Annotated in this window: 19 protein-coding genes and 1 tRNA gene; 12 read left to right on the top strand and 8 right to left on the bottom strand. The window is 65.6% G+C overall.

What is annotated here, in order from left to right; all coding sequences use genetic code 11:
* Genes treS through BMY35_RS15790 form a run of 5 tightly spaced genes read left to right on the top strand, consistent with a single transcriptional unit; the run spans window position 1 to window position 13,325 of the window.
* The gene (gene treS, locus BMY35_RS15810) at window positions 1-3,345 is read left to right on the top strand and encodes a maltose alpha-D-glucosyltransferase (protein WP_093200678.1); all 3,345 of its coding nucleotides are present in this window, start codon (window positions 1-3) and stop codon (window positions 3,343-3,345) included.
* A gap of 34 nt (window positions 3,346-3,379) precedes the next feature.
* Window positions 3,380-4,132, top strand: a complete 753-nt coding sequence (locus BMY35_RS15805) for a mechanosensitive ion channel family protein (RefSeq protein WP_093200676.1) — start codon at window positions 3,380-3,382, stop codon at window positions 4,130-4,132.
* A 10-nt stretch (window positions 4,133-4,142) separates the two neighbouring features.
* Window positions 4,143-6,305, top strand: a complete 2,163-nt coding sequence (glgX, locus tag BMY35_RS15800; RefSeq protein WP_093200669.1) for a glycogen debranching protein GlgX — start codon at window positions 4,143-4,145, stop codon at window positions 6,303-6,305.
* Window positions 6,302-8,176 carry a malto-oligosyltrehalose trehalohydrolase gene (gene treZ / locus BMY35_RS15795; RefSeq protein ID WP_093200666.1) on the top strand — a complete coding sequence of 625 codons (1,875 nt, stop codon included), beginning with the start codon at window positions 6,302-6,304 and terminating at the stop codon, window positions 8,174-8,176. Before glgX ends, treZ begins: the two co-directional genes overlap by 4 nt.
* Window positions 8,166-13,325 (top strand): malto-oligosyltrehalose synthase, encoded by a 5,160-nt coding sequence (locus BMY35_RS15790; RefSeq protein ID WP_093200664.1) that lies wholly within the window; start codon window positions 8,166-8,168, stop codon window positions 13,323-13,325. The genes treZ and BMY35_RS15790 overlap by 11 nt, the downstream gene beginning before the upstream one ends.
* Window positions 13,326-13,374: 49 nt before the next feature.
* Here BMY35_RS15790 and BMY35_RS15785 read toward each other — a convergent pair whose 3' ends face one another.
* Window positions 13,375-14,250 (bottom strand): alpha/beta fold hydrolase, encoded by an 876-nt coding sequence (locus tag BMY35_RS15785; protein WP_093201332.1) that lies wholly within the window; start codon window positions 14,248-14,250, stop codon window positions 13,375-13,377.
* A 240-nt stretch (window positions 14,251-14,490) separates the two neighbouring features.
* Window positions 14,491-15,264 (bottom strand): AraC family transcriptional regulator, encoded by a 774-nt coding sequence (locus BMY35_RS15780; protein ID WP_093200661.1) that lies wholly within the window; start codon window positions 15,262-15,264, stop codon window positions 14,491-14,493.
* Between the two features lie 103 nt (window positions 15,265-15,367).
* Between BMY35_RS15780 and BMY35_RS15775 the strand changes: the two genes are divergently transcribed.
* The gene (locus tag BMY35_RS15775) at window positions 15,368-16,180 is read left to right on the top strand and encodes a sulfite exporter TauE/SafE family protein (protein WP_093200659.1); all 813 of its coding nucleotides are present in this window, start codon (window positions 15,368-15,370) and stop codon (window positions 16,178-16,180) included.
* A gap of 83 nt (window positions 16,181-16,263) precedes the next feature.
* Here the strand turns inward: BMY35_RS15775 and BMY35_RS15770 are convergent.
* Window positions 16,264-16,337: transfer RNA gene (locus BMY35_RS15770), tRNA-Gly, on the bottom strand.
* Window positions 16,338-16,652: 315 nt separating this feature from the next.
* Here BMY35_RS15770 and BMY35_RS15765 point away from each other — a divergent pair.
* A complete protein-coding gene (locus BMY35_RS15765) occupies window positions 16,653-17,117 on the top strand; it encodes a hypothetical protein (protein ID WP_143080692.1) in 465 nt (154 codons plus the stop codon).
* Window positions 17,118-17,300: 183 nt separating this feature from the next.
* Here BMY35_RS15765 and BMY35_RS15760 read toward each other — a convergent pair whose 3' ends face one another.
* Window positions 17,301-17,774: a hypothetical protein gene (locus BMY35_RS15760; RefSeq protein WP_093200654.1), complete on the bottom strand. Its 474-nt coding sequence runs from the start codon at window positions 17,772-17,774 to the stop codon at window positions 17,301-17,303.
* 199 nt (window positions 17,775-17,973) lie between these two features.
* Here BMY35_RS15760 and BMY35_RS15755 point away from each other — a divergent pair, with 199 nt between their 5' ends.
* Window positions 17,974-18,642 carry a hypothetical protein gene (locus BMY35_RS15755; protein WP_093200651.1) on the top strand — a complete coding sequence of 223 codons (669 nt, stop codon included), beginning with the start codon at window positions 17,974-17,976 and terminating at the stop codon, window positions 18,640-18,642.
* 495 nt (window positions 18,643-19,137) lie between these two features.
* On the opposite strand, the gene BMY35_RS15750 is transcribed toward BMY35_RS15755, so the two are convergent.
* Window positions 19,138-19,557, bottom strand: coding sequence for a hypothetical protein (locus BMY35_RS15750; protein WP_093200649.1), 420 nt, complete (start codon window positions 19,555-19,557; stop codon window positions 19,138-19,140).
* Window positions 19,558-20,196: 639 nt separating this feature from the next.
* On the opposite strand from BMY35_RS15750, the gene BMY35_RS15745 reads away from it, so the two are divergent.
* Entirely contained in the window at window positions 20,197-20,436 is a 240-nt protein-coding gene (locus tag BMY35_RS15745; protein WP_093200647.1) for a hypothetical protein, read from the top strand.
* Between the two features lie 48 nt (window positions 20,437-20,484).
* On the opposite strand, the gene BMY35_RS15740 is transcribed toward BMY35_RS15745, so the two are convergent.
* Entirely contained in the window at window positions 20,485-20,763 is a 279-nt protein-coding gene (locus BMY35_RS15740) for a hypothetical protein (protein WP_093200644.1), read from the bottom strand.
* Between the two features lie 145 nt (window positions 20,764-20,908).
* Here BMY35_RS15740 and BMY35_RS15735 point away from each other — a divergent pair, with 145 nt between their 5' ends.
* Window positions 20,909-21,349, top strand: coding sequence for a hypothetical protein (locus BMY35_RS15735; RefSeq protein ID WP_093200642.1), 441 nt, complete (start codon window positions 20,909-20,911; stop codon window positions 21,347-21,349).
* Window positions 21,350-21,630: 281 nt separating this feature from the next.
* Entirely contained in the window at window positions 21,631-21,921 is a 291-nt protein-coding gene (locus BMY35_RS15730) for a hypothetical protein (RefSeq protein ID WP_093200639.1), read from the top strand.
* A gap of 453 nt (window positions 21,922-22,374) precedes the next feature.
* Here BMY35_RS15730 and BMY35_RS15725 read toward each other — a convergent pair whose 3' ends face one another.
* Together BMY35_RS15725 and BMY35_RS15720 are read right to left on the bottom strand one after the other, a co-directional pair.
* Window positions 22,375-22,689, bottom strand: a complete 315-nt coding sequence (locus BMY35_RS15725; RefSeq protein ID WP_093200636.1) for a hypothetical protein — start codon at window positions 22,687-22,689, stop codon at window positions 22,375-22,377.
* 212 nt (window positions 22,690-22,901) lie between these two features.
* Entirely contained in the window at window positions 22,902-23,726 is an 825-nt protein-coding gene (locus BMY35_RS15720) for a ferritin-like domain-containing protein (RefSeq protein WP_093200634.1), read from the bottom strand.
* Window positions 23,727-23,989: 263 nt separating this feature from the next.
* On the opposite strand from BMY35_RS15720, the gene alaS reads away from it, so the two are divergent.
* Window positions 23,990-26,614 carry an alanine--tRNA ligase gene (alaS, locus tag BMY35_RS15715; RefSeq protein ID WP_093200631.1) on the top strand — a complete coding sequence of 875 codons (2,625 nt, stop codon included), beginning with the start codon at window positions 23,990-23,992 and terminating at the stop codon, window positions 26,612-26,614.
* Window positions 26,615-26,640: the final 26 nt, after the last annotated feature.

The following is a 26,640-nucleotide window of genomic DNA, read 5'->3' as shown; positions in this document are numbered from 1 at the left end:
ATGAACGCACCCGTCTCCCACATCGCGCTCGAAACAGTCGAGATCGACACCAGCGACGATCCGCTGTGGTATCGCGACGCGGTGATCTACCAGCTCAACGTCAAGGCCTTCTTCGACTCCAACAACGACGGCATGGGCGACTTCAAGGGCGTCACCGCCAAGCTCGACTACGTGAAGGAACTGGGCGTCAACACCATCTGGCTGATGCCGTTCTATCCCTCGCCGTTGCGCGACGACGGCTACGACATCTCCGAATACGAGAACGTGCATCCGCAGTACGGCACCCTCGACGACTTCCGCGAGATGCTGGCCGAGGCGCACAAGCGCGGCCTGCGGGTGATCACCGAACTGGTCATCAACCACACCTCCAGCGAGCACCCGTGGTTCAAGGCTGCGCGGCTCGCGCCGCCGGGCTCGCCGGAGCGCAACTTCTACGTGTGGAGCGACACCGACCAGATCTACCAGGGCACGCGGATCATCTTCACCGATACAGAGGCCTCCAACTGGACCTGGGACCCGATCGCCAAGCAGTACTTCTGGCACCGCTTCTTCAGCCACCAGCCCGACCTGAACTTCGACAACCCGGCGGTGCTGGAGGCCATCTTCAGGACGATGCGCTTCTGGCTCGACATGGGCGTGGACGGCTTCCGGCTCGACGCCATTCCCTACCTGGTGGAGCGCGACGGCACCAGCAACGAGAACCTGCCCGAGACCCACGCGGTGATCAAGCAGCTGCGCGCGGCCATCGACGCCGAGTACAAGAACCGCTTCCTGCTGGCCGAAGCCAACATGTGGCCGGAGGACGTGCGCGAGTATTTCGGCGACGGGGACGAGTGCCACATGGCCTACCACTTCCCGCTGATGCCGCGCATGTACATGGCCATCGCACAGGAAGACCGGCACCCGATCGTCGAGATCATGGCGCAGACGCCCGACATTCCCGAGGGCTGCCAGTGGGCCATCTTCCTGCGCAACCACGACGAGCTCACGCTCGAGATGGTGACCAGCAAGGAGCGCGACTACATGTACACCATGTACGCGGCCGACACGCGAGCGCGGATCAACCTGGGCATCCGCCGGCGCCTGGCGCCGCTGATGGAGAACGACCTGGACCGCGTGAAGCTCATGAACGGCATGCTGCTGTCGATGCCGGGCTCGCCCATCATCTACTACGGCGACGAGATCGGCATGGGCGACAACGTGTTCGTGGGCGACCGCAACGGCGTGCGCACGCCCATGCAATGGAGCCCGGATCGCAACGCCGGCTTCTCGCGCGCCGACCCGCAGCGCCTGTACCTGCAGCCGATCATGGACCCGTTGTTCGGCTACGAGGCGCTCAATGTCGAGACGCAGGCGCGCGACGCGAGTTCGCTGCTCAACTGGACCAAGCGCATGCTCGCCGTGCGCAAGACCAGCCACGCCTTCGGCCGCGGCAGGCGGCGCTTCCTGAAGCCGGGCAACCGCAAGATCCTGGCCTACCTGAGCGAGTACGACGGCGACGTGATCCTCACGGTGTTCAACCTCTCGCGCGCCGCGCAGCCGGTGGAGCTCGATCTTTCCGAGTTCAAGGGCTTCGTGCCGATCGAGATGCTGGGCCGCGCGCCGTTCCCGCCCATCGGCGAGCTGCCGTACCTGCTCACACTGGCCTCGTACGGCTTCTACTGGTTCAGGCTCACTGCCGAGGCCAATGCGCCGAGCTGGCACCAGGAGGGCGTGGCACTGCAGGAGCGGCCCACGTTGGTGCTCTTCGACGGCTGGACCAGCTTCTTCCGCGATCGCGTGATGCCATGGCGCATCGGCATGTCCGAGCGCATGCGCAACCAGTTCGAGCTGGAGACGCTGCCGCGGCACATCGAGATCCAGCGCTGGTACGCCTCCAAGGGAACCGTCATCCAGCGCGCACGGCTGGCCGACCATGCCGTTTGGGAGGTGGACGGCCTGAGCTGGATGCTCTCCCTGCTCGACCTCGAAGGCCCGGCGGGAGGCGCCACCTACTTCATGCCGCTCGCGCTGGCCTGGGAGGAACGCGACGAGGAGCGCATGGCCGGCGTGGGGCAGGCCGCGCTCGCCAAGGTGCGGCAGCAGGCGCAGGTCGGCCTGATGGGCGACGCCTTCTACGACGAGGCTTTCTGCCGCGCGCTGGTGCGCACCATCGCCAAGGGCGCCGAGCTGTCCACGCTGGGCGGCAAGCTGGTCTTCCGGCCGACCGCCGCCTTCGCGGAGATCGCGGTCGACATCGACGCGCTGCCCGTCGGCCGCCCGAGCGGCGCGAGCAGCAACACCGCGCTCACGCTGGACGAGACCCTGTTCCTCAAGGGCTACCGCCATGTGCGCGAGGGCATCAACCCCGAGCTCGAGATGGGGCGCTTCCTGACCGAGGTGGCGCGCTACCCGCATTGCGTGCCGGTGCTCGGCGCGCTCGAGTACATGACCAACGACGGCCGCACGATGACGCTCGCGATGGTGCAGAGCTACATGGCCAACCAGGGCGACGGCTGGGACTACACGCTCGGCTACCTGGAGCGCTTCCTGCGCGACGTGCTCACCACCGATGGCGCCACGCCCGCCACGCCCGGCGAGCCCGACGTGTCCTCGGTGCATGGCGGCTTCCTAGCCCTCATGGCCACGCTGGGCCGGCGTACCGCCGAACTGCACCGCGCGCTTGCCGCGCGCACCGGATCGGCCGCCTTCGACCCCGAGCCGCTGGCTGCCGCCGACTTCGCCGGCTTCAAGACGCATGCGGCGAACGATGCCGCCGCCACGCTCGCGCTGCTGCACGAGCGCCTCGAACTGTTGCCGCCCGCCGCGCAGCCCGACGCGCGCAGCCTGCTCGAGGCGGCCGATGCGCTGCGCGCCGCCATCGAGGCGCGCCATCCGGTGGAGGGCGGCGGCATCAAGAGCCGCTACCACGGCGACTTCCACCTGGGCCAGGTGCTGGTGAAGGACAACGACTTCGTCATCATCGACTTCGAGGGCGAGCCCGCCCGCAGCTTCGAGGAGCGCCGCACCAAGAGCTCGCCGCTGCGCGACGTGGCGGGCATGCTGCGTTCGTTCAACTATGCCCGATGGTCGGCGTTGCGCCGCGTGGCCCAGAGCCCCGACGAGGCCGAGCGGCTGGCGCCGCCCGCCATCGCCTGGGAGCGGGCGACGCGAGACGCCTTCCTGGGCGGCTACGGCGCCGCCCTGGCAGGGCCCGACGGCGCTCCTCTCGATGCCGAGCTGCTTGCGCTCTTCGAGCTGGACAAGGCCCTCTACGAGCTGCGCTACGAGCTCGAAAACCGCATCGAATGGGCGCAGGTTCCGCTGCATGGCGTGCTTGCGCTGATCCAGCCACCCCGCGCCTGACACCGCCGAGGCCGCCTTCAACGGAAGACAGATCATGGAAAACTTCGGCATTCACCTGGAGCCTCTGCGCGCCATCCTCTACCAGGTCGGCGCCTTCATACCGCGCCTGCTGATCGCGCTGGTGGTGGTCCTCGTCGGCTGGCTGGTCGCCAAGGCGGCCCGCTTCACGGTGACCAAGGCGCTGCGCGCGATCAACTTCAACGTGCTGACCGAGCGCGCGGGGCTCGACAACTTCCTGCGCCAGGGCGGACTGGCGGGCGACACCAGCAGCCTGTTCGGCATCCTGACCTACTGGCTGGTGATCCTGGCCTCGCTGCTCATCGCCTTCAACGGCATGGGGTTGAGCTACATCGCCGACCTGCTGGGGCGCATCGTCTGGTTCGTGCCCAACGTGTTCGTGGCGCTGCTGGTGCTGGCCTTCGGCTCCTACTTCGCGCGCTTCGTGGGCGAGGCGGTGAGCAGCTATTTCCGAAGCGTGAAGATGCAGGACGCCGTGCTCTTCGGCAAGGTCGCGCAGTACGCGGTGATGGCCTTCGTGATCCTGATCGCCCTCGACCAGATCAAGGTCGGCGGCGACATCGTGCGCGAGAGCTTCCTCGTGATCCTGGCTGGCGTGGTGTTCGCGCTGGCCCTGGCCTTCGGGCTGGCCGGCAAGGATTGGGCGAAGGCCCAGATCGAGCGCTGGTGGCCGCGGCAGATCGGGAGCCCCCCCAAGCCGCCGCCAAGCGTGACCACCGTCGGCGACGGGCGCCCCGCGCACTTCGGCAACGACCGGCCCCCGCGCTGAAACGCACCGGATGATGCGAAAGACCAATCCGGCGATCAGCGCCGTCTGGCCCGGGCGCCCCTATCCGCGCGGCGCCACCTGGGACGGGGAGGGCGTCAACTTCGCCCTGTTCTCGCAGCATGCGGACAAGGTCGAACTCTGTCTGTTCGACGAGCAGGGCCGCCATGAGCTCCAGCGCATCCCGGTGCACGAACGCACGGATGGCGTCTGGCACTGCTACCTGCCCGAGGCGCGCCCCGGTCAGGCCTATGGCTATCGCGTGCACGGGCCCTACAAGCCCGAGGAGGGGCATCGCTTCAACGCCCACAAGCTGCTGATCGACCCGTACGCCAGGGACCTGGTGGGCGAGCTGCGCTGGGGCGACGCGCTCTACGGCTACACCGTCGGAAGCAAGCGCGAAGACCTCTCCTTCGACCGCCGCGACAGCGCGCCGCTGATGCCCAAGGGACGCGTGCTCGAGACCGCCTTCACCTGGGGAGACGACCGCCGCCCCTCGGTGCCGTGGCAGGACATGGTGATCTACGAGATGCACGTGCGCGGCTTCACCATGACGCACCCCGACGTGCCGGCCGGGCTGCGCGGCACCTACGCCGGACTCGGCTGCGCGCCGGTGGTCGACTATCTCAAGCGGCTGGGCGTGACCACGGTCGAGCTGTTGCCCGTGCACGGTTTCCTCAACGACCGCCACCTGGCCGAGCGCGGCCTGCGCAACTACTGGGGCTACAACACGCTGGCCTTCTTCGCGCCCGAGATGCGCTACAGCGCCTCGGGCAAGGTCAAGGAGTTCAAGACCATGGTGAAGACGCTGCACTCGGCGGGCATCGAGGTGATCCTCGACGTCGTCTACAACCACACCTGCGAGGGCAACCAGCTCGGTCCCACGCTGTCGCTGCGCGGCGTGGACAACGCCTCGTACTACATCGCCAATGCAGAAAACCGCCGCTACTACGACGACTTCACCGGCTGCGGCAACACCGTCAATCTCGAGCATCCGCATGCGCTGCAACTGGTGATGGACTCGCTGCGCTACTGGGCCGAGGAGATGCACGTCGACGGCTTCCGCTTCGACCTGGCCTCGGCCCTGGCGCGCGAATCGGGTAAGGTGGAAAACCTCGGCGGCTTCTTCGATGCGATCCGCCAGGACCCCACGCTCAACCGGGTGAAGCTGATCGCCGAACCCTGGGACCTGGGCCACGGTGGCTACCAGGTCGGCAATTTTCCGCTCGGCTGGGCCGAATGGAACGACCAGTACAGGGACGGCCTGCGCGGCTTCTGGAAGGGCGACGGCGGGCTCCTCGGCGAGGTGGCCAGGCGCATCAGCGGCTCCGAGGACCTCTACGGCTGGTCGGGCAAACGACCCACCGCCAGCATCAATTTCGTCACCGCGCACGACGGCTTCACCCTGCATGACCTGGTCTCCTACAACGACAAGCACAACGAGGCCAACGGCGAGGACAACCGGGACGGCAACAGCCACAACATCTCGTGGAACTGCGGCGTCGAGGGGCCTACCGAAGACCCCGAGGTGGCGGCCCTGCGCGAGCGCCAGAAGCGCAACCTGCTGGCGATGCTGCTGCTGTCGCAGGGCGTGCCCATGCTGCTGGCGGGCGACGAGCGCGGCCATACGCAGCAGGGCAACAACAACGTCTACTGCCAGGACAACGAACTCGGCTGGATCGACTGGACTTCCACGCCCGAGCGGCTGACGCTCGTGGCCTTCGTCGAACGCATGGTGGCGCTGCGCCGCGCGCACCCCTCGTTCCGGCGCCGCAGCTTCTTCGCGGGACAGCCTTCCGAAGGCGAGACCGTGACCGACGTCCATTGGCTGAAGCCCGACGGCGGGGAAATGCGGCCAGAAGACTGGAACGACGCCAGCGCGCGCTGCATCGCGATGTACATCCCCGGCGGCGGCATCGCCGACCGCGGGTTGCGTGGCGAAGTGCAACACGACGACGACTTCCTGGTGCTGCTAAACGCCCACCATGACGAGATCGCCTTCACGCTGCCGCCGATGCCGCACGGCGCCTGGCGGCTGCTGGTCGACACCGCGAACAACTCGCCGCCCGTCATCGCCGAGGATGCCGCCGCGCTGGCGCCGGTCTGGCCGGAGCCCCGCTATCCCCTGCAATGCCGCTCGCTCGTGGTGCTGAGCCGGCCGGATGTGCGGCCATGAAGGCTCGCACGAACACGAAAACGCACGCGCATCGCATGCAGTTCGGTGCCACGGTGCTTGCCGACGGCACGGACTTCGCGCTCTGGGCCCCTTCCGCGGAGATCGTCGTGCTCGAACATCACCCGCTGGGCGGCGAGCTCTCGTCGCATCCGATGCCGCGCGACGGTCGCGGCTGGCATCGCCTGAGCGTGCCAGGGGCGGGGCACGGCGACAGCTACCGCTACCGCCTGCCCGACGGTACGCGTGTGCCCGATCCGGCGTCGCGCTTCAACCCCGGGGACGTGCACGGCTCGAGCGTGGTCATGAACCCGCAGCGCTTCGGGTGGACGGACGGCGCATGGCGCGGCCGTCCCTGGGAAGAGGCGGTGGTCTACGAGCTGCATGTGGGCACCTTCACCGAGGAGGGGAGTTTTCGCGCGGCGCGCGAGCGGCTGGCCGAGCTTGCCGAACTCGGCATCACCGCCATCGAGCTCATGCCGCTCGCGGACTTTCCGGGGCGGCGCAACTGGGGCTACGACGGCGTGCTGCCGTTCGCGCCCGATGCTTCGTACGGCACGCCCGACGAACTGAAGGCGCTGATCGACGCGGCGCATTCGCTGGGCCTGATGGTGCTGATCGACGTGGTCTACAACCACTTCGGGCCGGAAGGCAACTACCTGCATGCGTACTGCCCCGAGTTCTTCAATTCCGGGCGGCAGACGCCGTGGGGCGCGGCGATCAACTTCGACGGGCCGGACTCGCGCACGGTACGCGATTTCTTCATCCACAACGCGCTCTACTGGGTGGAGGAGTTCCGCTTCGACGGGCTGCGCCTGGATGCCGTCCATGCCATCCACGACGAGACGCGGCTGCACATCGTGCGCGAGATCCGCGAGGCGCTGGATGCCGGGCCGGCGCGCGGGCGCTACGTGCATCTGGTGCTGGAGAACGAGGACAACCGGGCTTCGATGCTGATGCGCGACAGCCGGGGCATGCCCCTGATCGGCACGGCGCAGTGGAACGACGACCTGCACCATGCGGTGCATGTGCTGGCCGCCGGCGAGCGCGACGGCTACTACGCCGACTACGCGGACGACCCGGTGCGTCGCTTCGCCTGCGCGCTGGCGGAGGGCTTCATCTACCAGGGGCAGCCGTCGGTGTTCCGGCAGGGGCAGCGGCGCGGCGAGCCGAGCGTACGGTTACCGGCGCAGGCCTTCGTCTCCTTCCTGCAGACGCACGATCAGGTCGGCAACCGCGCCTTCGGCGAGCGCATCCACGCGCTCGGCGATCCGGTGCTGGTGCGTGCGGCGCTGGCCTGCCTGCTGCTGTCGCCGCATGTGCCGATGCTCTTCATGGGCGACGAGTTCGCGGCTTCTTCGCCGTTTCTGTATTTCTGCGATTTCGGACCGGATCTGGCAGCGGCGGTGTCCGAAGGCCGGCGCGCGGAGTTCGGCGGCTTTGCGGCGTTCGCGGACGAAGCCGTTCGGGCGCGCATTCCGGACCCGAATGCCGAAGAAACCTTCCTTGCCTCGAAGTTGCGCTGGCGCGAGCGCGGGGCACGTCCGCATTTCTCGCGGCTCAGCGAGGTGCAGCTGCTGCTGGACTTGCGCCATCGTCTGATCGTGCCGAGGCTCGGTGGTACGAAGGGTGCTGGCATCTACCGGTGCGAGAACGACATGCTCCAGGTGCAGTGGGACCTGGCGCCGGTCAAGGCCGGCGGCACCTCGGTGCGCTTGCACATGCAGGCCCATTTCGGAGCGCAGCCCGTGGAGGCTGTCGTGACGCCACCCGGCGAGGTGATCTACAGCGATGGGGTGATCGATCGCGAGGGCGCCCTGTGCCTTGCGCGCGGCGCGGTGCACGTGACACTGGAAGCACTGCATGACGGATGAGGCACGCAGCGGCCCTGTTGCCGATGATCTCGGAAGGCTGTGCGCGCACTTCGGTATTGCAACCGGCTACTTCGATGCCTTCGGCGCGTGGCGCGAGGCGCCCGCCGAAAGCCTCGTCGCACTGCTGGCCGAGCTCGGCGTGCAACTCGATGGCCCGGGTTCGGCGGGCAGGGCGCTCGAGGCCGCCCGCCGTGCGCGTTGGGCAGAGGCCTTGCCGCCGGTGCGGGCCGTGCAGGCCGGGCGCCCTGCTTGGTCGGTGCAGTTGCGCCTGCCGGTGTCCATGCGCCGGATCCGATGGCAGCTCGACGACGAACAGGGGCGGGAACTGCAGGGCGAAGCCGATGCGGAAGTCTTTCCCGAGATCGACCGCATCGACATCGACGGTGCTTGCCTGTGCGAGAGAGTTCTGCAGATGCCGGTCGCTCTCGAGGCGGGCTACCACCGGCTGCGCATCGAGGGCCTGCGCGGCGAGACCCTGGTGCTTGCATCGCCCGGCCGTTGCTACCGGCCACCCGCCGTGCGCGATGGCGGGCGCGTCTGGGGCGTGACGGTGCAGCTCTATGGTTTGCGCTCGCCGCGGAACTGGGGCATCGGCGACTTCAGCGATCTCGAGGACCTGGCTGTGCGCATGTCGGATCAAGGCGCCGACATCATCGGCTTGAACCCGTTGCATGCGCTGTTCGCGAGCACGCCATCGGATGCGAGCCCGTACAGTCCCTCGTCGCGCCAGCACCTCAACGTGCTCTACATCGACGTGGAAGCGGTGGACGGCTTCGCAGATTGCGAACCGGCCCGCGACAGGGTGCGTTCGCCCGGCTTCCAGGCGCGGATTGCCGCGTTGCGCGCCGCGCCGCTGGTCGACTACCCAGGCGTGGCCGCTGCAAAGCTCGAAGTGCTCGAATTGCTCTACGGCGACTTCTGCGAGCGGCACCTGCCGCCGGAAGGCGCACCCGACGAGATGGGCAGGGAGTTCCTGGCCTTCGTCGCGGAGCGCGGCGAGGCGCTGCGGCAGCACGCCATCTTCGAGACGCTGCAGGCGCACTTTCTTGCTGCCGGAGGCGACGCACGGGACTGGCATGCGTGGCCGGCCGCCTACCGCGATCCGGACTCGGCCGAAGTCACCGCCTTTGCGATAGCCCATGCCCGGCATGTGCAGTTCCATCGGTACCTCCAGTGGCTGGCCAACCGGCAGCTCGCGCGCGTATCCGCGCGCTGCGACGCGCTCGGCATGGGCGTCGGCCTGTACGCGGACCTCGCGGTGTCGGTCGATCGCGCCGGCTCGGACGCGTGGGGCGCGCAGCAGGTGCTTGCGCAGGGCGCCAGCGTCGGCGCACCGCCGGACGAGTTCAACCCCGCCGGGCAGGGCTGGGGGCTGCCGCCGCTGCGCCCCGACCGCCTGCGCGCCGATGGCTACCGCTTCTTCATCGACACGCTGCGCGCCGGCATGCGCGGCGCGGGTGCGTTGCGCATCGATCACGTGATGGGCCTGATGCGCCTGTTCTGGATTCCGCGAAGCCTGAGCGCGCGCGAGGGAGCGTACGTCGGCTATGAGCTCGATGAAATGCTGGCCATCGTGGCGATCGAGAGTCAGCGTCACCGCTGCATGGTCGTGGGCGAGGACCTGGGAACGGTCGAAGAGGCGATGCGCGATGCGCTGACGCAGGCCGACGTGCTGTCATACCGGTTGCTGTACTTCGAGAGGCAAGGCGACGGCGGTTTCACGCGGCCCGACGCCTATCCGCCGGCTGCCCTCGTCGCACTCAGCACGCACGACCTCGCGACCTTCGCTGGCTGGTGGACGGCCACCGACCTGCGGGAGCGGCTCGCGCTGGGCCTGTTTCCCGATCTGGCGATCTTCGACAGGCAGCTGATGGACCGGGCGCGCGAGCGCATCGCGCTGATGCAGGCCTTGCGGCAGGCGGGTCTTCTGTCGCGCGAAGAGGTGGCGCAGGCGGCCGGGCTCGCGATGCCGTCCGCGCGCATCATCGAAGCGGCGCATGCATTCCTCGCCGGCGCACCGTCGGCGCTGATGATGGTGCAGCTAGAGGACGTGGCAGGTCTGGTGGCGCAGGCCAACATGCCGGGCACGGTGGACGAGCATCCGAACTGGCGGCGCAAGCTGCCCGAGCCCGTTGCGGCGCTGGCCGGTGGCGAACGCATGCGCGGATTGAGCGAAGCCTTGCGCGCCGTCCGGCCGCGCCGGACTGAATCGAGCGCGCGAGGCGCATCGCCGGGGCTGCAGACCCGCGTGCCTCGCGCCACCTACCGGCTGCAGTTCCACAAGGATTTCGGTTTCGACGATGCGATCCGCGTGCTGCCGTATCTCGCGGAGCTCGGCGTGAGCCACGTGTACTGCTCGCCGATCCAGCGCGCCCGCGCCGGCAGCATGCACGGCTACGACGTGGTCGCGCATGGAGAGATCAACCCCGAACTCGGCGGCGAGGAAGGCTTCGCGCGCTTCACCGAGGCGCTGAAGGCCAACGGCCTCGGCCAGCTGCTGGACATGGTGCCCAACCACATGGGCGTGTTCGGCGCCGACAACGCCTGGTGGATGGACGTGCTGGAGAACGGGCCTGCGTCGCTGTTCGCGCAGCACTTCGACATCGACTGGCAGCCGCTCAACGTCGAGCTGACCGGCAAGGTGCTGTTGCCCGTGCTGGGCGCGCACTACGGCGAGGCGCTGGAGAACGGCGAGCTGGTCCTGCGCTTCGAGGAGGCGACGGGCAGCTTCGCCATCGGCTATTACGACCACCGGTTTCCGCTGGCGCCAGAGAGCTATCCCGTGGTGCTCGAGCGGGCGCTGGCGCGGATCGACGACGCAGCCGCATCGGGAGAGCTTGCGAGCCTGTCGACGGCCTTCGGCCATCTGCCGCGGCGCGATGCGATTTCCGCGCAGGGGCAGGCGGAACGCGTGCGCGACAAGGAACTGCTCAAGCTCCGGCTGGCGCGGCTTGCCCGGCGCCATGCCCCGGTGGCGCAGGCGCTCGCGGCGTCGGTGGCGGAGCTGAACCTCGCCGTGCCGGAAGCTCGCGACGCATTGCATCGGCTGATCGAGCTGCAGGCCTACCGGCTCGCTCACTGGCGGGTAGCGGCGGACGAGATCAACTACCGGCGCTTCTTCGACATCAACGATCTCGCGGCCGTGCGCATGGAGCGCGACGAGGTGTTCGAGGCCACGCAGTCGTTCGCGCTGGACCTTGCCGCGTCCGGCGTGGTGGACGGTTTGCGCATCGATCACCCCGACGGGCTCTACGACCCGGCCGACTACTTCCGCAAGCTGCAGGAAGGCTATGCACGGCGCGCCGGACTGGTGCTGCCCGCGCGCGACGCCCAGGGGCGACCCGTGCGGCCCCTGTACGTGGTGGCCGAGAAGATCGCCGGGGCCCACGAGGAAGTGCCCGAGCGCTGGCATGTGCACGGCACCACCGGCTACCGCTTCGCGAATGTGGCCAACGGCGTGCTGGTCGATACAGCTGCCGAGGCGAGCGTCGTGCACACGTGGCAGCGCTTCACCGGCGATGCGGCGGATTTCGCCTCGGTATCGCGCGCCGGACGTCGCGAGGTGATGCGCAACGCACTCGCATCGGAGTTGAACCTGCTGTCGACCGAGCTGCGGCGCATCGCCGGCGCCGACCGCGGCACGCGCGACTACACGCTCAATGCGCTGCGCCACGCGCTGGCCGATGTGGCCGCGTGCATGCCGGTCTACCGTACCTACATCGTCGAAGGGCCGTCGGAACAGGACGGGCGCTTCATCGACGCAGCCGTCGACGAGGCGGCCCGGCAGAGCAGCGATGTCGACCGGTCGATCTTCGACTTCGTGCGGAGCGCGCTGCGCGCAGAAGCCGTGGCTTCGGCGCCGCCGGCGCTGCGCGATCGGGTGCGGCGCTTCGCGCTGCGCTTCCAGCAGTTCAGTGCCCCCGTCGCGGCGAAGGGCGTGGAGGACACGGCTTTCTACCGCTACTTTCCGCTTGGCTCGCTCAACGAGGTGGGCGGCGAGCCGGACCTGTTCGGCATCGGGGTCGAGGCCTTTCACGCGGCGAGTGTCGACCGCGCACGGCGTTGGCCTCACACCATGCTGGCGACCTCGACGCACGACAACAAGCGCTCGGAGGACGTGCGCAACCGGATCGACGTGCTGTCGGAGATGCCCAACGAGTGGATGCTGGCGCTCACGCGCTGGCACGGCCTTTGTCGCGGTACGCGCAGGAAGCTGGCGGGCGGCGAGGCGCCGTCGCGCACGGACGAGTACCTGCTGTACCAGACCTTGCTCGGCACCCTGCCTCTCGGCGGGCTCGAGGCTCGCGCGGCACCTGGGTACAGCGACCGCATCTGGCAGTACATGCAGAAGGCCGCCCGGGAAGCCAAGCTGCGCACGCGATGGTCGCAGCCCGATGCTGAATACGAAGCCGCCCTCGAGCGTTTCGTGCGCGACCTGCTGGCCGATTCGAAGGAGGGCACGTGCCTGGCGGACATCCAGCAACTGGCCGACAAGCTGGCATGGTTCGGCGCCTGGAACAGCCTCACGCTCACGCTGCTGAAATACGGTTCGCCCGGGGTGCCCGATCTCTACCAGGGCAGCGAATTCATCGAACTGAGCCTGGTCGACCCCGACAACCGGCGCCCGGTGGACTACGCGCTGCGACAACAGCGGCTTGCTGAGCTGCGAGCGATAGCGGGGCAGGAGGGCTTGGCGCGGCAGGTGCGCTCGATGGCCGAGGCGCCGCACGATGGCCGCGCCAAGCTCTGGTTCATCTGGCGGATGCTGTCGTTGCGGCAGACGCATCCTGCGCTGTTTCGCGAAGGCAGCTACGAGCCGCTGGCGGTCGACGGGCCGCTGTCGAGGCACGTCGTTGCTTTTGCTCGCAGGCATGAAGGCCGGATGCTGGTGGTCGTGGTGGGCCGATTGTTCGTGGGTCTCGCGCGCCCCGATGCGGACGACGATGGCGTCGTTCCGGCATTGCCCGACGCCAGGAAGTGGAGCGGCACGACCGTGCGCCTTCCCGCCGATGTCCGCGCTGTGGTGTTCGAGAATTTGCTGACTGGCGAGCCTCTGGCGATGGAGGAGGGGCGCATGCGCCTGGACGACGCATTGCGATGGATGCCCTGGGCTGTTCTCTTTTGGGATGGGAAGCTCCCTGCTGCCTGACGGGCGACATCAGCCCTTCAGGCAATTACCCGGTCTCCATGGACGAGCATCACGAATAGCCCCCATGCCTCCGCCCGAGAAAGTCCCGCATCAACGCCACGACTTCGTCGAGGTGCGTCTCCAGCAGCCAATGCCCGCCGTCGAGAAAGTGGAGTTCGGCATCGGGCAGGTCCCGAAGGTATGCGCGCCCTGATTCCTCGGGCATGTAGTGATCCTGCGGGCCCCACACGATCAACGTTGGGGGACGGTGCGTGGCGAGGTACTTCCGGTGCTCGGGAAACCAGGCGCGGTTCTCTTTCAGCCCTGCGATCAGGTCGACTGCGATCTCCTTGCGCCGTGGCGTGACCAGCGACCAGTGCAGCTTCCACAGGTCGGGCGGAATGCATTCGGCGAGTTCGGGCCTCACCGCGTTGAGAAACTCCTCCTTGAAGATGTTCTCGGTGATCGCTTCGGCCAGTTGGGCGCGCATCTGCTCGGCGGGCAGCGTCCAGGTCCGCTCGATCTCGGCGTACTTCGGTCCTAGTGCATCTTCGTACGGGATATCGCCGTTCTGGATGATGAGTGCCGTCACACGCTCGGGCGCGCCGATTGCCAGACGTGCACCGATCGGCGAGCCGAAATCGTGCAGATAGAGTGCGAAGCGCCGGATGCCAAGCGTCTTCACGAAGCGGTCGAGAAAGGCCGCATAGCCGTCGAAGCTGTAGTCGAAGTCTTCCGGGGTGGCGCTGTAGCCGCAGCCCGGGTAGTCGGGCGCGACCAGTCGCCAGCGATCGACCAGCCTCGGCATGAGCTCGCGAAACTCGTAGGACGAGCACGGGTAGCCGTGCGGCAGCAGCACGACTGGTGCGTCGACCGGGCCGGCTTCACGATAGAAAGTGTCGACTTCGCCCACCTGGATGCGGCGATTTCGCACGCGGGTGTCCATGAGCTCGATGTTCATGTGTCATCTCCTTGCTTTCCCGCAGGCTAGGAAGCCTCGAGCGCCTGCTGGGTCGGCGAGCCCGGACGCATGTTGTAGGCCGATGCTGCTTGCCGCGCAGTTCATCCGTCCTGATCATCGCGTGCCTGAGTGCACGTCGACTCAGCCGGCCTTGCGAATCGCTTCTGCGCGACCGGGGCCGTCTTGCCAGATGGCTCTGCTCCGATCGGTCAGGCGTCGAAGCAACTAACCATGCGCTGAACGTGCAACATCGGACGGACTGAAGCCCAGGCGGCGTCGGAACATCGTCGAGAACGCACCGGGACTGTCATAGCCGAGGTCGAGCGCCACGGCGGTGACCGCCTGGCCTTCGGCCAGCCTGGAGAGCGCCGATATCAGGCAGGCATGCTGGCGCCATTCGCCGAAGGCCATGCCTGTCTGGGCACGGAAGAATCGTATGAACGTGCGTTCGCTCCGGTGCAGAGTCGCCGCCCAATCGCCAGCGGTTGCGCGGATGTTGGGTGCGTAGAGGAACTCCACGCACAAGGCATGAAGCGTGCTGTCGCTGGGAAGGGGCGCGAAGATGGGGAGCGTGGCGGCACGCGCGATCTCCGCGAGCGCGAGGCGCATGACCAACCCGTCCCTGCCTCGCACGTCGTAGAGCATCTGTACGTCCGTTGCCTCCAGCAGCAACTGGCGGAGCAGGGGAGAGACGAGCAGTACTTCGCAACGCGGCCCATCGCGCGGTGCAGCGCGCGGCTCGATGTAGAGGCTGCGCGTGCTGACGCCGACCATGCGCACGCGATGCGGCTTGCTCGCCGGTATCCAGACCCCGCAATGCGGTGGCACGACCCATGCGCCGTCGTCGGTGCCCACCTCCATGAGGCCCGTTGCGCCGTAGAGGAACTGCGCTCGCCGATGCTGGTGCATCTCCAGCAACGTGCCACGCGCGTAGTCGGTGCCGATGGCCAGCACATCGCGTTCAGTGGCGTCGACGCTGTCCAGCGGCACGTTTCTCATCGGCATTTCTCTGTTGGCGGAAATGCGAACATTTTTGTCCGGATTCCGAATGCAGGACAAGACGAGGAGCCATAACCTTGCCGCTCTGGAAGGACGGATTTCGATGGAACTCTATATATGGCTCGCCGCCTGCGGCGTGCTCGCGGGCGTGACCACGGTGCTCTTCGGCTTCGGCGGTGGCTTTGTCGTGGTCCCTTTGCTCTACCAGGCGCTGACGCACATGCGCGCAACAGGATCGCCAGTTGGATCCCACGCGATGCAGATCGCGGTCGCGACATCGACGTGCGTGATGATCTTCGGGTCGGCCATGGCGACGGCGAAGCACCAGCGCGCGGGCTCGCTGGACTGGGCGGTCATCAAGCCGCTGGTCGTCTCCATCGCCATCGGAAGCGCGCTCGGCGCGGCTACCGCGGCGGCGGTGCAGGGCAGTTGGTTGCGCTGGGCTTTCATCGCCTATGTCAGCCTGACCGTCGTGGACTGCTGGCTTCGGCCCGGCTTTCTGTTGCAGCCGACGCAGGAGGCTCAGCCCGCCCGGGCGCAGACGGCGCTGATCGGGATCGTGATCGGCTGGATCGCTGCCTTGCTGGGTGTGGGCGGCAGCGTGATGACGGTTCCCCTTCTTCGCCGCAGAGGGGTGAGCATGACCGGCGCGACGGCGATGGCCAGCCCGCTGTCGCTGCCCGTCGCGTTGGTGGGGACTGCGACCTATGCGGTGCTTTCCTGGGGAGGGATGGCGTCGTTGGGTAGCGGGTATGTGGGCTACGTGGATCTGCGTGCGTTTCTCGCCCTGGTCGTTGGCTCGTATGCGGGGATCCGGGGGGCGTCGCCGTTCATAGGGCGGATTCCCGATCGCGTGCATGCGAGGGTTTACGTCGGGCTGCTGATTGCAGTTGTGGTGTCGATGTTGGTCGGCTAGGCGAGTTCGCCAGCGGAGACATCCGACACTTGGTGAGCCTTGTCTTCCCTGTCCAGGGCTGAGGGCTTCACTGCCAGTGAATTTGGAGCGGGTGAAGGGAATCGAACCCTCGTATGAAGCTTGGGAAGCTGCCGTTCTACCATTGAACTACACCCGCATTTCGCAACTCGTTGATTTCTAACGAGTTGTCGACCTAAGTGCCTGATTCTACAGAGGAAAGAAGGCTTTTTTGACTCCGACCGTGTTCCCGAACTCACCCGGCCACACCCCTGTCCACTTGGCACCTTGGCGTAGTTTTCTTGATAGAAACTACACCCGAAACCACCCGTCGTCCGCATGCCTGCGAGCGACGGAAGCCGGGAGTATAGGGGCATGTTCTTCGACGTTCCTGGGAGCACTGCTTGCGCTGATCATCGCAAAACACGCCGGGGCGTCTACGGAGCTCTCGATTTCGTTGCGGGAGCTTTACAGCATGTCGAGCGTCGTCGCTGTTGTGGAGGTGCTTGAAGGCCGGGTCGTGACTGCTGGCGGAGAAGGCTGCGGCGCTAGATACAAGGGGCGAGTGATCGAGGGCACAAAGAATGCAACTGTTGGCCAGTTCATTGAGTTTGGGTTCGTGCCCTCCCTAAAGATCGGTTCGAACTACTTCGTGCTCCTCGACGAATACAAGAACGTTCCACTAGAGCGACTTCCAGATTTTCAGTCGCGCTGCAGGAACGTGCTCCCCTACTTGGCTTTGGTCGGCATATGGCGAGGGGCCATGGAAGTGACCTCAAGCGCTGACGCCCCCGAACGCAGAGATGCCTGGACGGTCCGCCCCGTCCGTCGTGTCCAGTACCCTATTGGCACAAGAGGCCAGATGGTCGAGGGAGAGCGACAGCTGGTTTTCTCGGATATGGTGAACAGGATGAAGCAGGGGAGCCCAGATCTCCGCTGAATTGGGGTGTCAGCGTGTGTTGGGTAGGCGTATTCCCAAGAGAGGGGGAGGCGCCAATCGGATGCGCAGAGTGCCAGCATCGAGAAGTCGCGAGACCCGTGCTCTGAGCGGGAGATCTCTGACTTCCTGGATCTCCGAGAGCACGGCTTCGAGTTCTACTATCTTCCCAACGGCTGAGCCCGCTCATTCGAAATCTACTTCTGCCTCCTCGTAGTTGCCCTCATCATCGAACCGGATCACGACGGTCGAGGCACCATAGAAGGCCTGGGTCGCATCGCGGCACTCAAGGTATCCGCCTTCGGGAAAGCCGATACAGAGTACCTGCGCTTCCATCGCTGCGGCCGCGGCCTCGGCTTCGCTTGCATACCGGCGACGGTCTTCCTCGCTCGCCTCGGATCCCGCAGCTTCCGCTATCTCTTCCGCGGCCTGTCGTCTGAGTTCTGCTTCGTTCTTCAGCACCTTGGGCAGCAGCGCCTTGGCGTAGGCGATTGATTCGATCTGGCGTTCGCGGGAATGATCTTCGTCATCTAGGTCGATGAGCAGGCGAACCCGGTGTGGACCGAATTCGATGTTGCCCACCCATTCGGAAGTTCTCCAGGAAAGTTCGCCGAGTACAGGGTCGCGGTTCTGGGTCAGAAGTTCTTCGGTACGCGCCATTTTCAAGTACTCGTCTGATTGCTATCGAGGCGCCGGTTCGTCTTGCCTGTGCCCGGCCGACGGATGTTGCCACACGGGTGCGCGACCGGTTCGCGCTGCGGGACGAACGAAGCAGCGGCGATTCGTCGGCAGATCGCTAGTCCTCGGCAAAGATCTCGCCAAACCCCTGGAAGACCCAACGGTCATCTACCAGTCTTGCGTGACCCTTGGCGCCGGTGCTACGCGCGGGGCGCTGCAGCAACTCGTCGTGGCCGTGGATGCCCCAGACATCGAGGGGCAGATCGACGACCTGGCTGCCGCCGTGGGCGGCACGCTGATTCCGTACGCCAAGCCTTTCACGGTGATCAAGAACATCCAGATCACGCTGCAGTCAGGCGCCAGCACAGCAACCATCGCGGAGCCGACGAAGCCCGTCGAAGTGGGCTCGCTGTTACGCAACGCTACCAGGCAGGGCATCCGTAGCCACTCAGTAGCGCTCCGGGCGCTGCCTTTGTGGCTCGTTGCGAATGCCTTGCTTGCGATAGTTGTAGTCACGAATACAGGCGGCGTGCCGTTCTTGTGCGGGGATCAGGCGATTGTTGTGACAGTCCACTTGGTCCTCGCGGGTGCGCTCCCTGGGGCAGTTTTCCTTGTAGTAAAAAAAGCGATCCCGATAGCTGCCGCAGGCTCGATCAGCTTCATCCGCGAGGGCTTGCGCTGCCCCGGCAAGGAGCGCAGTGGCAAGAAGGATTCGTGTGGCGTTCATATCCTCGTCTCCATGTTTGTGGCGTGCCAGCCTATTGCGGAGCGGAAAAGTCAGCCTCCCCAAAATGAAGGAGGCGACCTCCTGAATTCGAGGGAGCCACGCGAGCGTCCGGGATGGTCATGAGCCCTGGTCAGTGCACGTAGTCAGCGCACTGGGCTGGCGACAGCACGAAATTTTGTGGGTAGGTGTAGTTGTTCTCTCTTCAGTGGATGGAGAGCGTCTCGGTCATCTGTTGGTAGAGGGCGGTCGCGGCCAGCACCCACGAAAAAGCCGCCTCGAGGGCGGCTTTGGGAATGTGGTCGTGAACTCTTACGCGGTCCACGCTACGGCAAATTCTTTTGCATGAAGTCAATATTGTTTTTCTCGTCGTAGTGACTTCGACGCGCTGGCATGAGATTCAGCTTGCCTGGCCAGGCACTGCTCAGGAGTTCTGAGCGCGGCGTAATTGTAGCAGGCACGAAGTGTGCTGGATCTCGATTGGCCAGAATGGCGTTGTAGATGGTTTAGCCAGATTTCTGGGAGCTACCCACTGGGCTATTCGTGCGTCACCATCGAGCTGACACGGCTCAATCGAGACGTTTTTTGAGGACGGCAGATTGCGAGTCTAGGCAGAGGCATTCAACGAATTGGGCGCTTGGGCAAGAGGTCGACCCGCACCTGGTCATCGACAAAGATCTCCCCGAACCCTTGAAAGACCCAGCGATCGTCACTGTGCGCGTAGACAGCCGTGAACTCGTTGTTGATGCGACGAGACCAGAAGTGCAGGCCGAGTCGCCCGCGAAGCAGGATGATCTGCGCGAGATCGGCATCGATCTCACCGAGCCCAGCGACCATCTCGTCGATCAGTGGCAGCACCGCTTCCAGTGTCGGAATGATCTCTCGTTGAAGATCCTGCTGATCGACGGCATACACCTGGATCGTGACCTCGTCCGGTATTCCGCGGTACAGGTCGCTGTCGAACTGCACGCGACCCTCAGGATCCGGTTGGTCGTCCGCCTGGTGGAAGCCTTGGCGTCGTAGTTCGGCGAGGTGGTCCATCGGCGGAGGCGTAGGTCGTGTGGGAAGGGATCGTTGGGCGCAATCCCACGTGTCCCTGCTCGGAGGATGTCCAGGGCTTGATGCGGCATCGTGCGTCGATGCGAGCCGAAGGGGCTCGTCCGAGAACGACTACAGCGAAGCCGCAGAGCCCTGGCCCACAACGTTCGAAACGTCCGGAATGCTCGCGTGGAGCAACTGCACGTCGAGCGGATCGCAGCGGCTGCTGATCTGCTTCCCATCGAACTTCACCCGAAGCAACGGCCCGCTTGCCCCGACTATGGTGCCGGGTCTTCCCTCGCACAGCACGCGGCTTCCTCTTTCGAGCGCGAGTCCGTGCCGTGCGCCAATTTCCCTGATAGTCATCGTGTTGCCCGCGGGTGTGAGTGATCGGCAGATTCTTGCCGGCGGGCGGTTAAAACACTCTTCCGAAATTCGCTCAGGCATGTAGGACAGGCGTGGCGGTTCGCGTCAAGAGAAAGCCCGCGGGGCAGGATTTTCGGGCCCGCGTATCCGTTCCACGGCCGGAAGTGATACCCCTTCGGATGTGCTCCCTGGCCCGGCGGCCTCCCACAAAAGCAGGATTGCGCGCAGCGGGCCGCGGGGATTTACTGGCGCTTCAGATTGTCCAGAGGAACATCCATGGCCAAGGCCACTCATCGCAAAGCTACGGTGACTTTGAAGCTGCCGTTCGACATTCCGTCCGACGCGGAACTGACCGCTCTCCGGGATGCCGGAATTCCGGTCAACGATCTGGGCGTTGCGGCTTCCGGGTTCCTGTACATGAGGACAACCAGCGACTACCGCTCCCACATTTTTCGCTGGTTCGCCAATAGCGGCTCGATGGATGGTTCGGATGGCGAGATGGCATCGATGCGATGACGATGCGGTCGCCAATGGAAAGAGGGCGGAGCCGGCAGATGATGCGGCTCAAGGCAATCCTGGGCGTCCCGGCGGAGGTGTGAAGGGTTCTTCGGGCTCGTTGCCAGGCACTTCATAGGTGAGCGTCGCGTACGCCACCGCGGCCGCATCGCGCGGGTCGTGGTCCATGTGGACTTGGTAGAGCGTCGCAGTCAGGCCGTCGAGCCACTCTTCGTCGATCTCGCCGGCGAACAGTTCGTGGAACGCATCCTTGAATTCGTACCACCAGGCTTCCTGATCCGTCAGGGCGGTCCCGGCGACGATGATGGGTTGAGCGGGCTTCCACATGGCGGCATGCTACTTCCGAGCCGGCATGCCGTCAGAATAGGTCGGCGGCAAGGTGCGGGCTTCGGCGAAACTGAAGCGTTTTCACCGGATCTCCGGTAGCACCTGCATCGCCGCGCAAGCCGACCGACTCCAAACCGTGCCGAGCATGAAAGCCAAGTTCATCCGACTCATCCTTCCCGTCTTCCTTGCTTCCGCGGCAGCCGGGGCTGCCGTCGCCGGAACGATCTCCTGCGTTCCGGCCCCGGGCAATGCGGGGGGCGCTCCCTGGATCCGCCGCATCGCCATCGACGAACACGCTCGCACCGTCAACATGGACGTCGTCCGCCACAGAACGAAGGACGCCGACACCATGGGCAAGATGCGGGCCGAGCTGCTGAGCATGGACGAGACCCAGGGCGGCGAGCCTGTCTACGTGTTCAATGCCGTTCCCGCGGCGGGCAGCGAGGTCACGAGCCTCTTCAAGCTGTTCAAGAGCGGCGAGTGGCGCCTGATCAGTGCCGGGGTGGCCTTCGTGGGCAAGGTGCCGGTGCTGCGCGGCGTCGAGCCGGGCATCGTCTTCGACTGCAAGCGTTCGGACCTGGGGTAGCGCCGCAACATCGATTTCTTCAAGAGAAGAAAATTTTTTCAGCGCTGCCTCTTTCGCGGGCATTGCGTTGCAGGCCACGCCAGGCAAGGCTTCCGAGCGATGCGCACACGGTTTTCCACAGCATTGTCCCCATCGGAACGGGAAAACCTGTCACGGCTTTGTGGTAAGGGCGGGTCAATAGGAAAAAGGGTAGCCCGAGGGTAGGCGTGTTCCGACAGACTTGGCGGCGCTCGCGGAGGAACATGGCTTGCACCGCAGTTCGTTGCGGCAAGGAGCCTGAAATGACGTTCGACTTCCTGTTTCGCCCGAATCACACCGCGTACCTCCGGCGCGCGGCGGCCCTCCTTGAAGAGGCTCAGATGGCGCGCATCGAGCATCAGGCCGCGGCAGAGCATCACAGCGCGCTTGCCCGCATGTACGCCGAACGCGTCAGGCGTCTTGAGAACGAGCTCTATCGCCAGCCGCAGGGCGCGGCGGCGCACGGGGTTGTGGCGGAAGGCACCGCGGACGACCGGCCCCAGCTGTATTCGCTGGACGGAAGCCGCAAGCCGGGCCTGACTTCGGCAAGCTGAAGGCGGCCGGCCCGGGCGCAAGTCCGGGCCGCGTTGCGATCCGGCAAAAAATACCCGCCGAAGCGGGTTTCGAGTTGCCCTGGTGGGCAGGCTCCAATCACTGACGGAGAGCTCTTCTTTTATGCGGCCCTGTTGCGTGACAGCGTCGCTATGGTCGGTGGTCGCCTGGGAAGCCGATGTCAGCCGGAAACAGGTAGTCGCCGTAGGACACTTATTAAAACGTGAACTATTTGGCAGTTTTTGCCGGGTCGCCGTGGCTGTACGAGAGGGCCGCGAGCAACGTCGATCCGAAGTGTCGGTCCCGTCCGACAAGACGGCGGCGCATGAAGCCCTAGATTTTGTGTGCTCGCTTTGAAGTGCGAGTTCTCTGTGCGTGACAGCACTCAAGAGGTTCAACCCAGCCTTGCGCTGGGTTTTTTTTGCGTCGCTCCAGGCGCTCTTCGTTGGAAGAGCTCAGAAGAGCTCGAACCGGAAGGTGGTGCTGTGCGGCTGGCTCAGGAGCGGAGTCGCGATCCCGCTCGCATGCTCCCAGGCTTCGCGCCAGAGCCTGGCGTTGGCGATCTGCGTGTCGCTCATCGATTCGATGCCGGATTCGAGCTGGTTCATCCACGCCCGATGGCACTTCACCAGTCTTGACGAAGTGCCGATGCGCTCCTCGAGCAGCCGCAGGAAGGTGAAGCGCACCTCCATCAGGTCCCGTATCGAAAGGCTGGCGCCCTCCAGTCGGACGGTGTAGAGCTGCTCGCGGTTGGCTTTGTGATCGAACATCGGACGCGCATGCAACAAGGCTGCGAGCCGACTTGCCAGGAGCGCGAAGGCGCTTGTCCGAAGGTCTCAGGCCTTGTCTCTCTGTTTAGAAAGAATGTGTAACCGCAAATATTAGCCAAGCACCTGTTGTGCGAAATGGAATCAGCGTTCCGGTTTGTCGCGTTGCTGCCCCCGTGCCCACCAAGGCGACGCGTGCACGGGGAGGGCGATGGTCAGCGCAGGAACACGTGCTGCATGAACTGCCTGATCGGGTACTGGATCACCGTCTGCACCTTCGCCGGCAACTCGAGGGGGCGCATCAGCATCTTGAGCGTGGTGCCGGCGCTCAGGTTGGTCCGGATGGTGCTGTTCATGTCGGCACTCAGTTGCTGCACGTAGGCCGTGTCGCTGGCGCGATCAGGCGAGCGGGTCTGCACCACGTGGCGGATCGCGCAGTCGGCGTCCTCGCTCTTGAGCTCGAGCGTGCGCCGGCCGATCGTGCCCATCACGCGCAGGCGACCCAGCTTCTCCTGCTCGCGGTAGCGTCGGTAGTAGCGGTAGAAGTGCTTGTAGTGGTTGACCTCGTCGGTCGCGATGCGGGTCGCCAGGTCTTGAAGCACCGGCTCGTTGGTGCTGCGGGCCATGGCGCGGTAGTAGGTTGCGGTGCCGGTCTCGACTACGCAGCGGGCAGTCATTTCGAGGCCGCGGGTCGGGGCGAGCAGTTCGACCTTGCAGTAGGTCGCGTATTCCTTGAGGAAGTTCTGGTAGGCGGTATCCCAGTCGAACTCCGGCCATACGTGGCGAACGTAGGCACGCAGGGCCCTGCCGTGCTGGAGTTCTTCGAGTTCCCAGTGCTGCGAGAGCCATTCGGTGACCTCGTCGTCGCCCTGGAAGAAGTTCACCAGGTTGTGCGTGTAGAGGTCCGAGCCGCTCTCGATGAAGGAGGCCGAGGTCACCAGGTAGAAGAGGTTCTCGTCGGGGCGAACCTTGTCGAGCGCGATGCGCGAGAAATCCAGGTCTTCGATCGTCCAGTGCCGTTCGGCATCTTGGCTTGCCATGCGAACTCCTTGATTTTTTTGTCCGTACAAGTACGGATGGCGCAGACCGTGTTTGGTTCTCGTTTTTTGCGCCAGGACACATATTAGCCGTGGAGTCCGGATCGTGTCGTCTTCCGGGAGGCCCCGGCCGGCGCGGGCGGCATGGCCAAACCTATAATCGTTTGTTCAAGCAAATCAAGCAGTTAGGCCGGTTCGCCGCAGTGGGTTCGACATGAGGGTCGCCATCGCCGCGCCGCCCTCGACGGCAGAAGACGAATCCAAAGATGAGCCAGCCCACATTCACGGTCGCGGACATCCGCAAGACCTTTATCGATTTCTTCGCTTCCAAGGGCCACACGGCAGTGGCGTCGAGCCCGCTCGTGCCGGGCAACGACCCGACGCTGATGTTCACCAATTCGGGCATGGTGCAGTTCAAGGACGTGTTCCTGGGCACCGACAAGCGTCCCTACAAGCGCGCGGCCTCCGTCCAGGCCTGCCTGCGCGCCGGCGGCAAGCACAACGACCTCGAGAACGTGGGCTATACAGCCCGCCACCACACCTTCTTCGAGATGCTGGGCAACTGGAGCTTCGGCGACTACTTCAAGCGCGAATCGCTGAAGTGGGGCTGGGAGCTGCTGACCGAGGTCTACAAGCTACCGGCTGAGAAGCTGCTGGCCACCGTCTACCACGAGGACGACGAGGCCTACGACATCTGGACCAAGGAAATCGGCCTGCCTCCCGAGCGCGTGATCCGCATCGGCGACAACAAGGGCGGCAAGTACAAGTCCGACAACTTCTGGATGATGGCCGACACCGGCCCGTGCGGCCCGTGCTCCGAGATCTTCTACGACCACGGCCCGCACATCCCCGGCGGCCCCCCGGGCAGCCCCGAGGAAGACGGCGACCGCTTCATCGAGATCTGGAACCATGTGTTCATGCAGTTCGACATGCAGCCCGACGGCAGCGTGGTCAAGCTGCCCGCGCCCTGCGTCGACACCGGCATGGGCCTGGAGCGCCTGGCTGCCATCCTGCAGCACGTGCACAGCAATTACGAGATCGACATTTTCGACGCGCTCATCAAGGCTGCCGGCCGCGAGACGGGCACGCAGGACCTGTCGAACAACTCGCTCAAGGTGATCGCCGACCACATCCGCGCCACCTCGTTCCTAGTGGCCGACGGCGTGATCCCGTCGAACGAAGGCCGCGGCTACGTGCAGCGCCGCATCATCCGTCGCGCCATCCGCCACGGCTACAAGCTGGGACAGAAGAAGCCCTTCTTCCACAAGCTGGTGCCCGATCTCGTGAAGCTCATGGGCGAGGCCTACCCCAAGCTCGTGGCCGACGAGAAGCGCATCACCGACACGCTGAAGGCCGAAGAAGAGCGCTTCTTCGAGACGCTGGCCAACGGCATGGAAATCCTCGACGCGGCCCTGGCTGGCGACGCCAAGGTGCTGCCGGGCGACGTGGCCTTCAAGCTGCACGACACCTACGGCTTCCCGCTCGACCTGTCGGCCGACGTTTGCCGCGAGCGCGGCGTGAGCGTCGACGAGGCCGGCTTCAACGCCGCCATGGAAAAGCAGAAGGCCGCGGGCCGTGCAGCCGGCAAGTTCAAGATGGACCGCAACGTCGAATACGCCGGCGCGGGCAACACCTTCACCGGCTACGACCACCTCGAGGAAAGCGCCAAGGTCGTCGCGCTGTACTTCGAAGGTGCCGCCGTGCAGGAACTCAAGGAAGGCCAGCCGGGCATCGTCGTGCTAGACACCACGCCCTTCTATTCGGAAAGCGGCGGCCAGGTCGGCGACCAGGGCGTGCTCGTGGCCGAGGGCGTGCAGTTCGGAGTGGAAGACACGCAGAAGATCAAGGCCGACGTGTTCGGCCACCACGGCACCCAGACCCAGGGCACGCTGAAGGTCGGCGATTCGGTCAAGGCCGCGGTCGACACCGCGCGCCGCGCCGCCACCATGCGCAACCACTCGGTCACCCACCTGATGCACAAGGCCTTGCGCGAAGTATTGGGCGGCCACGTGCAGCAGAAGGGCTCGCTGGTCGATGCCGACAAGACGCGCTTCGACTTCGCGCACAACGCACCCGTCACGCACGAGCAGATCCTCGAGATCGAAAAGCGCGTGAACGCCGAGATCCTCGCCAACACCGAGACGCACGCCCGCGTGATGGACATGGAGTCGGCCCAGAAGACCGGCGCGATGATGCTGTTCGGCGAGAAGTACGGCGAGACCGTGCGCGTGCTCGACATCGGCACCAGCCGCGAACTGTGCGGCGGCACCCACGTGGGCCGCACGGGCGACATCGGCCTCTTCAAGATCGTCAGCGAAGGCGGCGTGGCCGCCGGCGTGCGCCGTGTCGAAGCCGTCACCGGCGCCAACGCGCTGTCGTACCTGCAGGACCTCGAATCGACCGTGCAGAGCGCGGCCGCCACGCTCAAGTCGCCGGCGGCTGAGTTGCAGAGCCGGCTCTCGCAGGTGCTGGAGCAGGTGAGGGCGCTCGAACGCGAAGTAGGCGCGCTCAAGGGCAAGCTCGCTTCGTCGCAGGGCGACGAGCTCGTGTCGCAGGCCGTGGACGTCAAGGGCATCAAGGTGCTGGCGGCCAAGCTCGACGGCGCCGATGCCAAGACGCTGCGCGAGACCATGGACAAGCTCAAGGACAAGCTCAAGACCGCCGCCATCGTGCTGGCAGCCGTCGACGGCGAAAAGGTGCAGATCGCTGCCGGCGTCACGGCCGACAGCACGGGCAAGGTCAAGGCCGGCGAGCTGGTCAACTTCGTGGCCCAGCAGGTCGGCGGCAAGGGCGGCGGCAAGGCCGACATGGCCATGGCCGGCGGCACCAATGCGGCGGGCCTCCCGGCCGCGCTGCAGTCGGTCCAGGCCTGGGTCGCGGACCGCGCCTGACAGGCAGGCATACACCCGGAACAAGC

This window comes from Variovorax sp. YR750, assembly GCF_900109805.1.
Taxonomy (GTDB): Bacteria; Pseudomonadota; Gammaproteobacteria; order Burkholderiales; family Burkholderiaceae_C; genus Variovorax; species Variovorax gossypii.
The sequence above is the reverse complement of the archived record's forward strand: the minus strand, read 5'-3'. Positions and strand labels throughout refer to the sequence as shown.